The sequence below is a fragment of the Rheinheimera sp. MM224 genome, from assembly GCF_947090785.1.
Taxonomy (GTDB): domain Bacteria; phylum Pseudomonadota; class Gammaproteobacteria; order Enterobacterales; family Alteromonadaceae; genus Pararheinheimera.
On sequence record NZ_OX352320.1, the window covers coordinates 3,360,373 to 3,374,095 of the forward strand.

Sequence of the window (13,723 nt, forward strand, 5' to 3'; positions counted from 1 at the left end):
AGCTTATAAATACTGCACCTGAGTGATCTCAAACTCAACCATACCAGATGGAGTATTGATGGTGACCACATCTTCTTCTGCTTTACCAATTAAACCCCGGGCTATAGGTGAATTCACCGAAATCCTGAAGTTTTTAATGTCCGCTTCATCATCACCGACAATACGGTAGGTTACTTCTTCTTCCGTATCCAGGTTCAGAATAGTCACAGTAGAACCAAAAATCACTTTGCCGTTATTTGGCAATTTAGTGATATCGATGATCTGCGCATTGGATAACTTGGCTTCGATATCCTGAATGCGGCCTTCACAAAAGCCCTGTTGTTCACGGGCTGCGTGGTATTCCGCATTCTCTTTTAAATCACCATGAGCTCGCGCTTCAGCAATAGCTATAACGATAGCCGGACGTTTTACGGTTTTCAGCTCTTGCAGTTCATCACGCAAGCGCTGAGCCCCTTCAACCGTCATAGGGATCTGACTCATCCGTATACTCTCTTATGTAGTTCCTGCACTGATGCAACTGTAGCGAAAGCGTTTGCTGCGTTAGCTTTACAGGTTGCAAAGGCTGCATTTAACGTTGTGGTGTAGTTGGCTTTATGTTGCAGCGCGCCACGTCGTAACACTTTAGAGTCTTCAATCGCCTGACGACCTTCAGTAGTGTTGACAATATAGCTGTATTCACCGTTTTTGATCCGGTCCAGAATATGCGGGCGGCCTTCAAATACTTTGCTGACAGTACGGCATTCAATGCCCGCTGCTTCTAAAGCTTTGGCAGTACCACCAGTAGCATCCAGCTCGAAACCCAGCTCAACCATAGTTCTGGCTAGTTCAACAACGCGCACTTTATCGCTGTCACGCACTGAAAGTAAAGCACGACCACCTGTTGGGATCACAGTGCCTGCACCTAACTCTGCTTTGGCAAAAGCTTCAGCGAAGGTATCACCCACACCCATCACTTCGCCTGTTGAGCGCATTTCAGGGCCGAGGATTGGATCCACACCAGGGAATTTGTTAAACGGGATCACCACTTCTTTCACTGAGAAATAAGGTGGAATAATTTCTTTAGTAATACCCTGGGATGCTAAAGACTGGCCAGCCATACAACGGGCGCCCACTTTAGCCACTGCCATACCTGTAGCTTTTGACACAAAAGGCACAGTACGGGCAGCGCGAGGGTTCACTTCAATCAGATAAATTTCATTATCTTTCACAGCAAACTGAGTGTTCATTAAACCGACCACACCCAGCTCCAGCGCCAGCTTTTTCACCTGCTCGCGCATTCTGTTCTGTACATCAACAGATAAGCTGTGTGGTGGTAAAGAACAGGCTGAGTCGCCTGAGTGCACACCGGCTTGTTCAATGTGTTCCATAATGCCGCCGATGATGACTTCTTTGCCGTCACAAATAGCGTCGATATCCACTTCGATGGCGTCATCAAGGAAACGGTCCAGCAGTACCGGAGAATCGTTCGACACGCTGACCGCTTCGGTCATATAACGACGTAAGTCGATATCGTCATACACGATTTCCATAGCACGGCCACCTAATACATAAGACGGACGCACCACCATTGGGTAACCAATGGCCGGAGCTTTAGCAATGGCTTCTTCCAGACTGGTGACTGTGGCGTTTTGTGGTTGTTTTAAACCTAAACGTTCTACCGCCTGCTGGAAACGTTCACGGTCTTCAGCGCGGTCAATAGCATCTGGTGAAGTACCAATAATTGGTACTCCGTTCGCTTCTAATGCACGGGCTAATTTTAATGGGGTCTGGCCACCGTACTGAACAATAACGCCTTTAGGCTGTTCTTTAAGCACGATTTCCAGTACGTCTTCCAGCGTAATAGATTCAAAGTACAGACGATCTGAAGTGTCGTAGTCAGTCGATACGGTTTCAGGGTTACAGTTGACCATAATAGTCTCGTAACCGTCTTCACGTAAGGCCAGAGCAGCGTGCACACAGCAGTAGTCAAACTCAATACCCTGACCGATGCGGTTTGGACCACCACCAATAATCATGATCTTGTCACGATTAGTTGGTGCTGCTTCACATTCTTCATCGTAGGTGCTGTACATGTAAGCCGTGTCTGATAAAAACTCAGCAGCACAGGTATCCACACGTTTATACACTGGGTGCAGGCCAAAGCTGTGACGCTTTTTACGCACTTCGCTTTCAGCTACACCTAATAAGTCAGCCAAACGTTGGTCGGCAAAACCTTTACGTTTTAATACTTTTAAGCGGCTTTCATCTAAACCGGCAAAACCAGCAGCTTGCACTGCAGTTTCTTCTTTCAGTAAATCTTCAATCTGAACCAGGAACCAGTGATCGATTTTGGTCAGCGCATAGATTTCATCCATGCTCATGCCCATACGGAAGGCATCTGCTATGTACCAAATGCGGTGTGAACCAGGTTCACGCAGTTCACGGATGATTTTTTCTTTGGCTTCAGGAGCGTGGATATCAATGATTGGGTCTAAACCACAAACACCAATTTCCAGACCACGTAAGGCTTTTTGCAGCGACTCTTGCTGGTTACGGCCAATCGCCATCACTTCACCGACAGACTTCATCTGAGTAGTTAAGCGGTCATTGGCACCAGCAAATTTTTCAAAGTTAAAACGTGGCACTTTGGTCACAACATAGTCGATGCTTGGCTCAAACGACGCCGGTGTTTTACCGCCGGTAATATCGTTTGCCAGTTCATCCAGCGTATAACCACAAGCCAGCTTGGCCGCCACTTTAGCAATAGGGAAACCCGTTGCTTTGGACGCTAAAGCTGAAGAACGTGATACACGTGGGTTCATCTCGATGATGACCATACGACCATCTTCAGGATTGATACCAAACTGGACGTTTGAACCACCGGTTTCCACACCAATTTCACGCAGTACAGCCAAAGAGGCGTTACGCATGATTTGATATTCTTTATCCGTTAAGGTCTGAGCCGGGGCTACAGTGATTGAGTCACCTGTGTGCACACCCATAGGGTCGAAGTTTTCGATAGAACAAACGATGATGCAGTTATCGTTTTTATCACGAACCACTTCCATCTCATATTCTTTCCAGCCGATCAGCGACTCATCAATCAGCAACTCTTTAGTTGGCGATAAATCCAGACCACGGGTACAGATTTCTTCAAATTCTTCGCGGTTGTAAGCAATACCGCCACCTGAACCACCCATAGTGAAAGATGGACGGATGATGCAAGGGAAACCAATAGTTTCCAATACGCCGTACGCTTCTTCCATAGAGTGCGCAAAACCAGCACGTGGGCAAGACAGACCGATAGAGCGCATGGCTTTATCGAAACGACCACGGTCTTCTGCTTTGTCGATGGCATCCGCTGTAGCGCCAATCATTTCGACATTGTATTTTGCCAGCACACCATGACGCTCTAAATCCAGCGCACAGTTTAACGCGGTCTGACCGCCCATGGTCGGTAACACCGCACATGGACGTTCTTTTTCAATGATTTTCTCAACCACTTGCCAGTGAATAGGTTCGATGTAGGTCGCATCGGCCATTTCCGGGTCTGTCATGATAGTGGCAGGGTTAGAGTTCACCAGAATGACGCGGTAACCCTCTTCTTTTAATGCTTTACAGGCTTGAGCACCTGAATAATCGAACTCACAAGCCTGACCAATCACAATAGGACCGGCGCCGAGGATAAGAATACTTTTAAGATCGGTACGTTTTGGCATAGCTATTCTCTGTCTCTCTGATTCTTACCAATTAAGCCTGACGCTGTTGCATCAATTCGATAAAGTGGTCAAACAATTCACTGGCTTCGTGTGGACCAGGGCTAGCTTCAGGGTGGCCCTGGAAGCTGAACGCTGGTTTATCGGTGCGGTGAATGCCCTGCAAAGTACCATCAAACAACGACTTGTGAGTCGCACGTAAATTGGCAGGTAATGTGGCTTCTTCCACAGCAAAACCGTGGTTCTGTGCTGTGATTAACACCTTGTTTGTATCCAGATTTTTCACCGGATGGTTACCACCATGGTGACCCACTGTCATTTTGATCGTTTTAGCACCGCTGGCTAACGCCAGTAATTGGTGACCTAAACAAATACCAAACACAGGAATATCAGTGGTCAGGAAAGTTTCGATGGCTTTAATGGCGTAATCGCAAGGAGCCGGATCACCAGGACCATTGGATAAGAAAATACCGTCAGGGTTCAGTGCTAATACTTCTTCAGCAGAAGTTTGAGCCGGAACTACAGTTAAACGACAACCGCGGTCGGCCAACATGCGTAAAATATTACGTTTCACACCAAAATCGTAGGCAACTACATGAAAGGCTGAATTATCTGGTTTGGCAAAGCCCTGACCTAAAGTCCAGCTGCCTTCTGTCCATTGATAAGACTCTTTCACTGAAACTTCTTTGGCTAAGTCCATACCGGACAAACCAGGGAAAGCACGCGCCAGTTCTAAAGCTTTGCTTTCGTCTAAGTTATCACCGGCCATCAAGCAGCCGTTTTGTGCGCCTTTTTCACGCAAAATACGGGTCAGCTTACGGGTATCTATGTCGGCGATACCTAAAATATTACGGGAGCTAAGATAGTGACTAAGAGAGGCTTGATTACGGAAATTGCTGGCTAACAAAGGAAGGTCACGGATAATCAGGCCCTTGGCCCAGATTTTATCAGATTCCTCATCTTCATCGTTTGTGCCGGTATTTCCAATATGAGGATATGTCAGAGTGACGATTTGTTCAGCATAGGAAGGATCCGTGAGGATTTCCTGATACCCGGTCATCGAGGTATTAAACACCACCTCTCCAACAGAAATACCTTCAGCGCCAATGGCTGTACCGCGAAATACGGTGCCGTCTTCCAGTACGAGCAGGGCGGACTTAGTCAAAATAACCTCCAAACAGCAGAAAACGGGGGAAAAACATTGTTGTTCACCACCCGTTTTGACCCAGAATTTTTGTATCCAAGTTTGCTTAGGCAAACCTGACTATTCTAGGCGATTTGAGCTATTTGGTCTAACTCTTTTTTGATATTTTATAAAAATGACGCTTTGATCGCATTTTTATAACATATTGCTCAAAAAGTTAAGCTAAGTCGGCCAAACCCAGCACTTGTTGCATAGAATAAAGTCCTGGCTGTTTATTTTGCAACCAAAGCGCTGCACGCCACGCGCCTTGAGCAAAAGTACTGCGACTGGAAGCTTTATGGGTAATTTCCAAGCGCTCTCCGAGGTCAGCAAAGAGTGCGGTATGGTCACCAATAATGTCACCGCCTCTGACCGTCGCAAAACCAATGGTCTTTTGATCACGCTCGCCAGTCATGCCTTCACGGCCATAAACAGCCACATCAGAGAGATTACGATCCAAAGCTTTGGCGATTTGATGGCCTATAGCCATAGCAGTGCCAGAAGGTGAATCTTTTTTAAATCTGTGGTGCGCTTCAATAATTTCAATGTCAGCTGTCTGCCCCATTACCTTTGCTGCAGTTTCTACCAAATGCAGTAATAAGTTAACTCCTACACTCATATTCGGCGCCCAGACGATGGGAATATGTTTAGCGGCCTGTTGCACTGCTGCATACTGGCTATCTGTTAGGCCAGTCACACCAATCACCAATGCTTTTTTGGCCTGCACCGACAATTCCAGATGCTGTAGCATGGCTTCTGGCATGGTGAAATCAATCCAGATGTCGGCACAAGCTAAAGCAGCTACAGAGGTTTCAATAAAAGGCAGATTCAATTTGCCACAACCTGCCAGTTCACCAGCGTCCATACCTGTTAAAGCAGACCCTGCACGTACAGTAGCAGCGCTCATCGGCAATTGATGCTCTTTAGCCACACTGACTAAAGCTCTGCCCATACGGCCGTTGGCACCTAAAATACCTACTGTACTCATCTGTTGTTCCTGTGTTTGGCTGCGTTGATACGGGCGCTATTAAACGGCAGTCCGGATGGATATGCAACCCCAAACTGCCACCCTCTATTAAACTGCAGCAGTAAAAATGGCACGGCTGGCGCTGTAGTTGATATCGCCATGCTCACCCAGCTTATCCATGCTCTGGCTCATCACTTTGGCCATTAACTCGTCTACAGAAGAAGCAGGTAAACCATACGCAGTTAAACGGGTAGGAACACCCATTTGTTCAAAGAAGGCACGGGTATGACTGATAGCCTCATCAATCTGACGATCTGGGTCTTGCTGCTGTAAACCCCAGACTCTGCTGGCGTATTGCAATAACTTGTCGCGTTTGGTCGCTCGTTGTTGTTGCATTAAAGCTGGCAGCACAATGGCCAAAGTTTGAGCATGGTCTAAGCCATACAAGGCGGTGAGCTGATGACCTAAACCGTGCGTGGCCCAATCCTGAGGTACACCAACACCAATCAAACCATTCAGTGCCATAGTAGCAGCCCACATCACATTGGCTCTGATATCGTAGTTTTCGGGTTCATTTAAAGCTTTTGGTCCTTCTTCAATCAACACCTGTAACAAGGATTCAGCAAATCTGTCTTGCACTGCAGCGTTGACCGGATAGGTCAGGTATTGTTCCATCACATGCACAAAAGCATCCACTACACCGTTGGAAATTTGTTTAGCTGGTAAGCTGTAAGTGACTTTTGGATCAAGAACGGCAAACTGTGGATAAACCGAAGGGTGCGAAAAGGCCAGCTTTTGCTGCGTACTTTGACGGGTAATAACAGCGTTCGCATTACTTTCAGTACCTGTAGCAGGTAAAGTCAGCACACAACCTAAAGGTAATGCCGCTTTAATACGTACCTTATTCTCTAAAATTGCCCAGCCGTCTTGCTCCATTAACGCAGCTGCTGCTATGTATTTGCTGCCATCAACAACAGAGCCGCCACCAACAGCCAGAATAAAATCGATTTTTTCTGCTTTTACCAGGGCCACAGCTTTACTTAGGGTTTCATAGCTTGGGTTGGGTTCGATACCAGAAAACTCCAGCACCTGATGGCCTTTTAATGCATCAATCACCTGCTGATACACACCATTTTGTTTAATAGAACCACCGCCATAGGTCAGCAATACTTTGCTTTCCTTAGGGACCAACTTGCTCAACTGACTGATTTGGCCATCACCAAACACAATACGGGTTGGATTATGGTAAGAAAAATTAAACATAGTAGCTCCGGTGTGTAAAACAAAAATTCAGTGGTTTATATGGGCCTGAACCGCTTTAAGTTCAAGCTGCTTTTGGTTTTTTCTTCTGTCATAGGCAAAATCACGGAATTCAGTTAGGCTGGTTTTAAGCGAATCAGGCGCACAGTTTGCTATAGCTTAGTCAGCTTTAATATTTGACAGGCCTTCTGGACGTCTCTATATTCCGAAAAATTTTAAAACCTTTCAGGTTTAGAGGAAAACTCATGACGTTATCGCAAAAACAGCAAGCCCGTTTGTCCTTGCTGCCGTTGTTGCTGTTTGTCGCTCTGTTTTTAGGCACAGGCTTGTATCTGCAATCCCAGGGCGTTGATTATGCTTTTTATCAGTTGCCGGGGCCTGTGGCTATTATCCCGGCTTTGGTGTTGGCGATTTGGCTTTATAGAGCGCCACTGACTGAATCTATTGAGGTGTTGGTGAAAGGCGCTGGTAATAGCAATATTATTACCATGTGTATTATTTATCTGTTAGCAGGAGCTTTTGCCACAGTCGCTCAGGCAACTGGCGGTGTAGATGCTGTGGTCAACGCAGGTTTGTCGATAGTTCCAGCGCAGTTTTTGTTGCCCGGCTTATTTGTGATCTCCGCCATAGTAGCTACGGCTATGGGCACCTCGATGGGGACTATTGGTGCTTTAGCGCCTATTGCCGTGGGTTTGAGTACACAGGCACAATTAGAGCCAGCTTTAGTGGCAGGTGTGCTGTTAAGCGGAGCGATTTTTGGCGATAACCTGTCAATTATTTCTGATACCACCATAGCGTCTACCCGTACTCAGGGGGCGGAGATGAAAGATAAATTCAGAGAGAACCTGAAAATTGCTCTGCCAGCTGCGCTGGTGACTTTAGCTTTGTTTGCTTTTTTAGCCCAAAGCCAGACCGACGTGGCTGTGAAAGATTTTAGCTGGACTGGTGTTTTGCCTTATGCAGCTATCCTGATCCTGGCTGTGGCAGGTATGAATGTATTTGCTGTTTTGCTGTTGGGTATAGTGTTAGCCGCATTACAGGGTGCTGTATTTGCCGATTATCAGTTGGCGAACCTGGGTAAAGATATTTACAAAGGTTTTGGCTCTATGCAGGAAATTTTCCTGTTATCGATGCTGGTTGGTGCTTTGGGTGAGTTTGTAAAGCAGCAAGGGGGCTTACAGTATTTATCCAGCCATGTCACAGCTTTGGCTTTAAAGTTAAAACTGGCAGGCAATAAAGCTCAGCAACTGGCGATTGCAGCTCTGGCTTTTGTCAGCAATCTTTGTATTGCTAATAACACTGTGGCCATAGTCGTCACAGGCGATGTCAGTAAAGATATTGCTCAGCACCACCAAATCACGCCTAAACGTAGCGCCAGCTTATTGGATGTGTTTGCCTGTATTGCACAAGGCTTAGTCCCTTATGGTGCCCAGGCTTTGTTATTAGGTGCCAGCTTCGGTTTATCGCCGTGGGATGTAGTGACTAACAGTTACTACTGTTTAATTCTCGCGGTTTTTGCTGTAGCTCGTATTCTTCTGGAAAAATCGTCTGGAGCGATTTTTAACGTCGAAGCGCAGCAACCATAGCCTGGACAGGCATTTGCAGGACCGCAAAATGTAAAAAATCGTCTGAAGCGATTTTTAACGTCGAAGCTCAGCGACGATGGCCTGGACAGGCATTTTACAGGACAGCAAAATGTAAAAGCGGGCCAGCATTAAGCTGGCCTTGTTATTTGAATTTTAAGCTTTATTACAATTCGGCAAAGCGCCCTGACTGCGGCGCTGCTGATAATAACTTTCTGCCACCGCCATATGTTTATTCAACTCTTTAATTCTATTGTCCGGCACTGGGTGACTGGATAACAGCTGAGGCGTTGAGCCACTACCTTTAGCCGCCATGTTCTGCCATAACTTCACAGATTCAGTCGGCACAAAACCAGATTTAGCCATCAGCTCAAGTCCCATAATATCTGCTTCAGTTTCGTGCGCTCGGCTAAACGGCAAAGCGATACCGACCTGAGCCCCCAAACCAAAGGCCGTTTTCATTTGCTCCTGATAAGGCGAACCTGCGACGGTCAAGGCACTGTCGGCGACGGTAAGGGCTGTAGATATAAACTGATCGCTGGATAAACGCTCGTTGCTATGTCCAGCCATTACGTGGGCAATTTCATGACCTATGACAGCCGCCAGTTGTGACTGGTTATCCGCCACTAACAGAAGTCCGGTATACACGCCCATTTTGCCACCTGGTAAAGCAAAAGCATTCACCTGATCATCTTCAAATACCACTATTTCCCAGGGAGTTTGTTGCCATTTGGCGTCGGTGTGTTTGAGCAGGTTATTCGCCACACACTGCACATACTGATTCACTTTTTTGTTTTTACTGATCGGGGTTTCTGCCTTCATCCCCTCAAAAGTCTGAATACCCATAGCACTGAGTTTTTTATCATCAAATAACATCAGCTGGCGACGGCCAGTAGGAGAATGAGTGCAGCTTGCAAGCAGCACTGTGGCGATTAACAATGGAAGCACTAACTTAGTACGCATTAAATGATCCTTCTTTTCTTTTCGTACTTGAAACGGCAGCTAATAGAACTATCAAAGCTCAAATAAGTTCAGTTATTGTGCGGTATCTGAAAAAAGAAAACCACCCGCAGGTGGTTTTCATTCTGATGGTTTAGAAAACTGGCTTAGCCAGTTAAATCATCGAAAAACTTCTTCACACCATCAAAGAAGCCTTTAGACTTAGGTCTGTGTTTGGCTTCACTGTCACCACCCCAGCTTTCATCAAGTTGGCGTAACAAGTCTTTTTGCTTGTCGCTTAAGTTAACAGGCGTTTCAACTACCACTTTACAGACCAAATCACCTACACCGCCACCACGGACAGACTGCACGCCTTTACCACGCAGACGGAACATTTTTTCGGTCTGGGTTTCAGCCGGGATCTTCAGCTTAACGCGACCATCTAAGGTCGGCACATCAATTTCACCACCTAAAGCGGCAGTGCTGAAGCTGATAGGCACATCGCAATAGAGGTTGTTGCCATCACGCACAAAGATAGGGTGATCTTTCACATGCACCTGCACATACAAGTCACCAGCCGGCGCACCAAACTGCCCTGCTTCGCCTTCACCTGCTAAACGGATACGGTCACCAGTATCCACACCAGCCGGGATCTTCACCGACAGCGTTTTGGTTTTTTCTACGCGGCCATCGCCATGACATTTAGTACATGGGTCTGGGATAATTTTGCCACGGCCACTACAGGTAGGACAGGTTTGCTGTACAGCAAAAAAGCCCTGCCGCATAGTCACCTGGCCAGCACCATGACAGGTTGGACAGGATTTGGCTTGAGTGCCTTTTTTCGCGCCTGAACCATCACAGACATCACAGGACACCCAGGTTGGTACTTTAATTTCTACCGACTTACCACGTACAGCGTCCTCGAGATTTAACTCCAGGTTGTAGCGTAAGTCTGAGCCACGTTGAGCACGGGATTGACCACCACGACGGCCACCACCAAAGATGTCACCAAAAACGTCACCGAAGATGTCGTTAAAGTCGGCACCACCGCCACCGCCGCCACGGTTTGGATCCACACCAGCGTGACCATAGTTATCATACGCAGCGCGCTTCTGGTCATCCGACAGGATCTCATAGGCTTCTTGCACTTCTTTAAACTTCTCTTCCATAGCTTTATCACCCTGAGTTCGATCCGGGTGATATTTCATGGCGAGCCGTTTATAGGCCTTTTTGATTTCTTTATCGTCAGCGCCTTTTTCGACGCCAAGCACTTCGTAATAATCACGCTTCGACATAACAACTCATCTTGATAGAGGAGCGACCGCACAAGGCGGCCGCTCACATTTACTCAGGTATGGGGCGCATCTTAAAGAGGCGACCCCACAGACACAATGATTATTTGTTGTCTTTAACTTCTTCGAACTCAGCGTCGACGACGTCATCACCAGCAGCATTGCGTGCTTGAGGTTCAGCGCCACCTTGTTGCGCTTTCGCCTGAGCCACTTCAGACAGTTTCTGAGATGCCTGGATCAGAGCCTGAGTTTTGGCTTCGATCTCAGCTTTATCGTTTGCTTTGATGGCAGTTTCCAGCGCAGCAACAGCAGCTTCAATCTCTTGTTTGTCGTTGGTCGCTAAGTCGTTACCAGCTTCTTCAATTTGCTTGCGGGTTGCATGCACTAAAGCGTCAGCCTGGTTACGGGTTTGCACCAATTCTTCAAACTTTTTATCTTCTTCAGCATTTAACTCAGCGTCACGTACCATACGTTCCACTTCTTCATCTGTTAAGCCTGAAGAAGCTTTGATAGTGATCTTCTGCTCTTTACCTGTGTCTTTGTCTTTAGCAGACACATGCAGAATACCGTCGGCGTCTAAGTCGAAGGTGACTTCGATTTGTGGTTCACCACGACGGCCCGGACGAATACCTTCTAAGTTAAACTGACCCAGTGACTTGTTGGCAGAAGCTTGCTTACGCTCACCTTGCAGCACATGGATAGTTACCGCAGCCTGGTTATCATCTGCAGTAGAGAAGGTTTGTGACTTCTTGGTTGGGATAGTGGTGTTCTTCTCAATCAAGGCAGTCATAACGCTACCCATAGTCTCAATACCTAAAGACAATGGAGTTACGTCTAATAACAAGACGTCCGTCACGTCACCAGACAATACAGCGCCCTGAATCGCAGCACCAACAGCTACAGCTTCGTCAGGGTTCACGTCTTTACGTGGCTCTTTACCGAAGAATGCTGTAACAGCTTCCTGAACTTTAGGCATACGAGTCTGACCACCCACCAGGATGATATCGTTGATATCACCTACAGACAGGTCAGCATCTTTTAATGCCTGTTTCAGCGGCTCGATAGTGCGCTGAATTAAATCGTCTACCAAAGATTCCAGCTTAGCGCGGGTGACTTTGATATTTAAGTGCTTAGGACCAGTAGCATCTGCTGTGATATATGGCAGATTCACTTCAGTCTGAGAAGCAGAAGACAATTCGATCTTGGCTTTTTCGCCCGCTTCTTTTAAGCGCTGCATCGCCAGTGGATCGTTACGCAGGTCAATGCCCTGCTCTTTTTTGAACTCGTCTACTAAGTAGTTGATCACACGAGAGTCAAAGTCTTCACCACCTAAGTGAGTGTCACCGTTGGTTGCTAATACTTCGAAGGTCTGTTCGCCATCTACATCGTCGATTTCAATGATAGAGATATCGAAAGTACCACCACCTAAGTCATAAACTGCAACTTTGGTGTCGCCTTTTTTCTTATCCATACCATAAGCCAGAGCTGCTGCTGTTGGCTCGTTGATGATACGTCTTACTTCTAAACCTGCGATACGGCCGGCATCTTTAGTAGCCTGACGTTGTGCATCGTTGAAGTAAGCAGGAACTGTGATAACAGCTTCAGTCACTGGCTCGCCCAGATAATCTTCAGCAGTTTTCTTCATTTTTTTCAGCACTTCAGCAGAAATCTGTGGTGCAGCTAATTTTTTGCCTTTAACTTCAACCCAGGCGTCACCATTATCAGCCTTAACAATCTGGTAAGGCATGATTTTGATGTCACGCTGAACTTCAGCGTCTTCAAAACGACGACCAATCAAACGCTTAATTGCGAACAAAGTATTTTTAGGGTTAGTCACAGCCTGACGTTTGGCTGGCTGGCCAACTAATACTTCGCCGTCTTCGGCATAAGCGATGATGGAAGGAGTGGTTCTGGTACCTTCAGCGTTTTCAAGAACGCGTGGCTGGTCGCCATCTAAAATAGCCACACAGCTGTTTGTTGTACCTAAGTCAATACCAATAATTCTACCCATAACTACTCTCCGCTTATTAATCTGTACAATTAAAATTGTGTTGACCAGTTAATGGGGTTTACCCCTATTCGATTCAAGGTTATTTTTTTAAAAAAATTTATCGTTTGTGCGATAAATGAGCAAAAATGCGGGTTCAGCCACTTGTTAGCGCCGAAACTAAGGCTATAGAACAGAAAAGCATTTAACCCAAAAAGCAATTGCGGCGTATAATCCTGCTTAATTACCGGACTATGAGCCTGAACAGAGAGAAAGATCATGCCTTTATTAGACAGCTTTACCGTTGACCACACCATTATGAAAGCGCCTGCTGTACGTGTGGCTAAAAAAATGAATACGCCAAAAGGTGATGACATCACTGTATTTGATTTACGTTTTTGCGTGCCTAACGAAGAAATCCTGTCAGAAAAAGGCATTCATACACTGGAGCATTTATTTGCTGGTTTTATGCGTGATCACTTGAATGGCGATGGCGTAGAAATCATCGACATTTCCCCTATGGGCTGTCGCACAGGTTTTTATATGAGCCTGATTGGTACACCGGACGAGCAGCGTGTTGCAGCAGCATGGAAAGCAGCGATGGCCGATGTGCTGACAGTACAAAACCAGTCTGAAATTCCTGAGCTGAATATTTATCAATGTGGCACAGCCCAAATGCATTCTTTAGCTGAAGCCAAAGAAATTGCTCAGAACATCATCAGCCGTGGCGTGGGTGTGAATTTAAATGACGAGTTAAAACTTTCTGCTGAATTTTTAAAGTAATAAGTTATTCATTATAAGAAGAAAAAGGCCACAG

Annotated in this window: 10 protein-coding genes; 2 read left to right on the forward strand and 8 right to left on the reverse strand. The window is 46.4% G+C overall.

The features are described 5' to 3' along the window. Positions 1 to 3 precede the first annotated feature (3 nt). The 5 genes from greA to OM978_RS15905 all read right to left on the reverse strand — a co-directional run bounded on the left by greA (position 4) and on the right by OM978_RS15905 (position 7,108). Complete coding sequence (gene greA, locus OM978_RS15885) at positions 4 to 480, reverse strand: transcription elongation factor GreA (RefSeq protein ID WP_264343252.1); 477 nt, start codon at positions 478 to 480, stop codon at positions 4 to 6. Next, positions 477 to 3,698: a carbamoyl-phosphate synthase large subunit gene (carB, locus tag OM978_RS15890; RefSeq protein WP_264343254.1), complete on the reverse strand. Its 3,222-nt coding sequence runs from the start codon at positions 3,696 to 3,698 to the stop codon at positions 477 to 479. Before carB ends, greA begins: the two co-directional genes overlap by 4 nt. A 31-nt stretch (positions 3,699 to 3,729) precedes the next feature. Continuing rightward, positions 3,730 to 4,860 (reverse strand): glutamine-hydrolyzing carbamoyl-phosphate synthase small subunit, encoded by a 1,131-nt coding sequence (carA, locus tag OM978_RS15895; protein ID WP_264343255.1) that lies wholly within the window; start codon positions 4,858 to 4,860, stop codon positions 3,730 to 3,732. Between the two features lie 196 nt (positions 4,861 to 5,056). Continuing rightward, positions 5,057 to 5,866 (reverse strand): 4-hydroxy-tetrahydrodipicolinate reductase, encoded by an 810-nt coding sequence (gene dapB, locus OM978_RS15900; protein ID WP_264343256.1) that lies wholly within the window; start codon positions 5,864 to 5,866, stop codon positions 5,057 to 5,059. An 87-nt stretch (positions 5,867 to 5,953) separates the two neighbouring features. Then, positions 5,954 to 7,108 carry an iron-containing alcohol dehydrogenase gene (locus OM978_RS15905; protein ID WP_264343258.1) on the reverse strand — a complete coding sequence of 385 codons (1,155 nt, stop codon included), beginning with the start codon at positions 7,106 to 7,108 and terminating at the stop codon, positions 5,954 to 5,956. Positions 7,109 to 7,350: 242 nt separating this feature from the next. Between OM978_RS15905 and OM978_RS15910 the strand changes: the two genes are divergently transcribed. Beyond that, the gene (locus tag OM978_RS15910; RefSeq protein ID WP_264343259.1) at positions 7,351 to 8,691 is read left to right on the forward strand and encodes a Na+/H+ antiporter NhaC family protein; all 1,341 of its coding nucleotides are present in this window, start codon (positions 7,351 to 7,353) and stop codon (positions 8,689 to 8,691) included. Positions 8,692 to 8,844: 153 nt separating this feature from the next. Here the strand turns inward: OM978_RS15910 and OM978_RS15915 are convergent, their stop codons facing one another. The 3 genes from OM978_RS15915 to dnaK form a co-directional block, all read right to left on the reverse strand. Continuing rightward, on the reverse strand, positions 8,845 to 9,651 hold the full coding sequence (locus OM978_RS15915) for a M48 family metallopeptidase (protein ID WP_264343260.1): 807 nt from the start codon (positions 9,649 to 9,651) through the stop codon (positions 8,845 to 8,847). Between the two features lie 143 nt (positions 9,652 to 9,794). Then, positions 9,795 to 10,922, reverse strand: coding sequence for a molecular chaperone DnaJ (gene dnaJ / locus OM978_RS15920; protein ID WP_233011150.1), 1,128 nt, complete (start codon positions 10,920 to 10,922; stop codon positions 9,795 to 9,797). A 100-nt stretch (positions 10,923 to 11,022) separates the two neighbouring features. Beyond that, a complete protein-coding gene (gene dnaK, locus OM978_RS15925) occupies positions 11,023 to 12,930 on the reverse strand; it encodes a molecular chaperone DnaK (protein ID WP_264343262.1) in 1,908 nt (635 codons plus the stop codon). A 255-nt stretch (positions 12,931 to 13,185) separates the two neighbouring features. Here dnaK and luxS point away from each other — a divergent pair, with 255 nt between their 5' ends. Beyond that, positions 13,186 to 13,689, forward strand: a complete 504-nt coding sequence (gene luxS / locus OM978_RS15930; RefSeq protein WP_264343263.1) for an S-ribosylhomocysteine lyase — start codon at positions 13,186 to 13,188, stop codon at positions 13,687 to 13,689. Positions 13,690 to 13,723 lie beyond the last annotated feature (34 nt).

Coding starts and splice junctions, on each gene's coding strand:
- dnaK (WP_264343262.1), bottom strand. CDS start 12,930: ATGGGTAGAATTATTGGTATTGACTTAGGTACAACAAACAGCTGTGTG.
- greA (WP_264343252.1), bottom strand. CDS start 480: ATGAGTCAGATCCCTATGACGGTTGAAGGGGCTCAGCGCTTGCGTGAT.
- luxS (WP_264343263.1), top strand. CDS start 13,186: ATGCCTTTATTAGACAGCTTTACCGTTGACCACACCATTATGAAAGCG.
- dnaJ (WP_233011150.1), bottom strand. CDS start 10,922: ATGTCGAAGCGTGATTATTACGAAGTGCTTGGCGTCGAAAAAGGCGCT.
- dapB (WP_264343256.1), bottom strand. CDS start 5,866: ATGAGTACAGTAGGTATTTTAGGTGCCAACGGCCGTATGGGCAGAGCT.
- carB (WP_264343254.1), bottom strand. CDS start 3,698: ATGCCAAAACGTACCGATCTTAAAAGTATTCTTATCCTCGGCGCCGGT.
- OM978_RS15905 (WP_264343258.1), bottom strand. CDS start 7,108: ATGTTTAATTTTTCTTACCATAATCCAACCCGTATTGTGTTTGGTGAT.
- OM978_RS15910 (WP_264343259.1), top strand. CDS start 7,351: ATGACGTTATCGCAAAAACAGCAAGCCCGTTTGTCCTTGCTGCCGTTG.
- OM978_RS15915 (WP_264343260.1), bottom strand. CDS start 9,651: ATGCGTACTAAGTTAGTGCTTCCATTGTTAATCGCCACAGTGCTGCTT.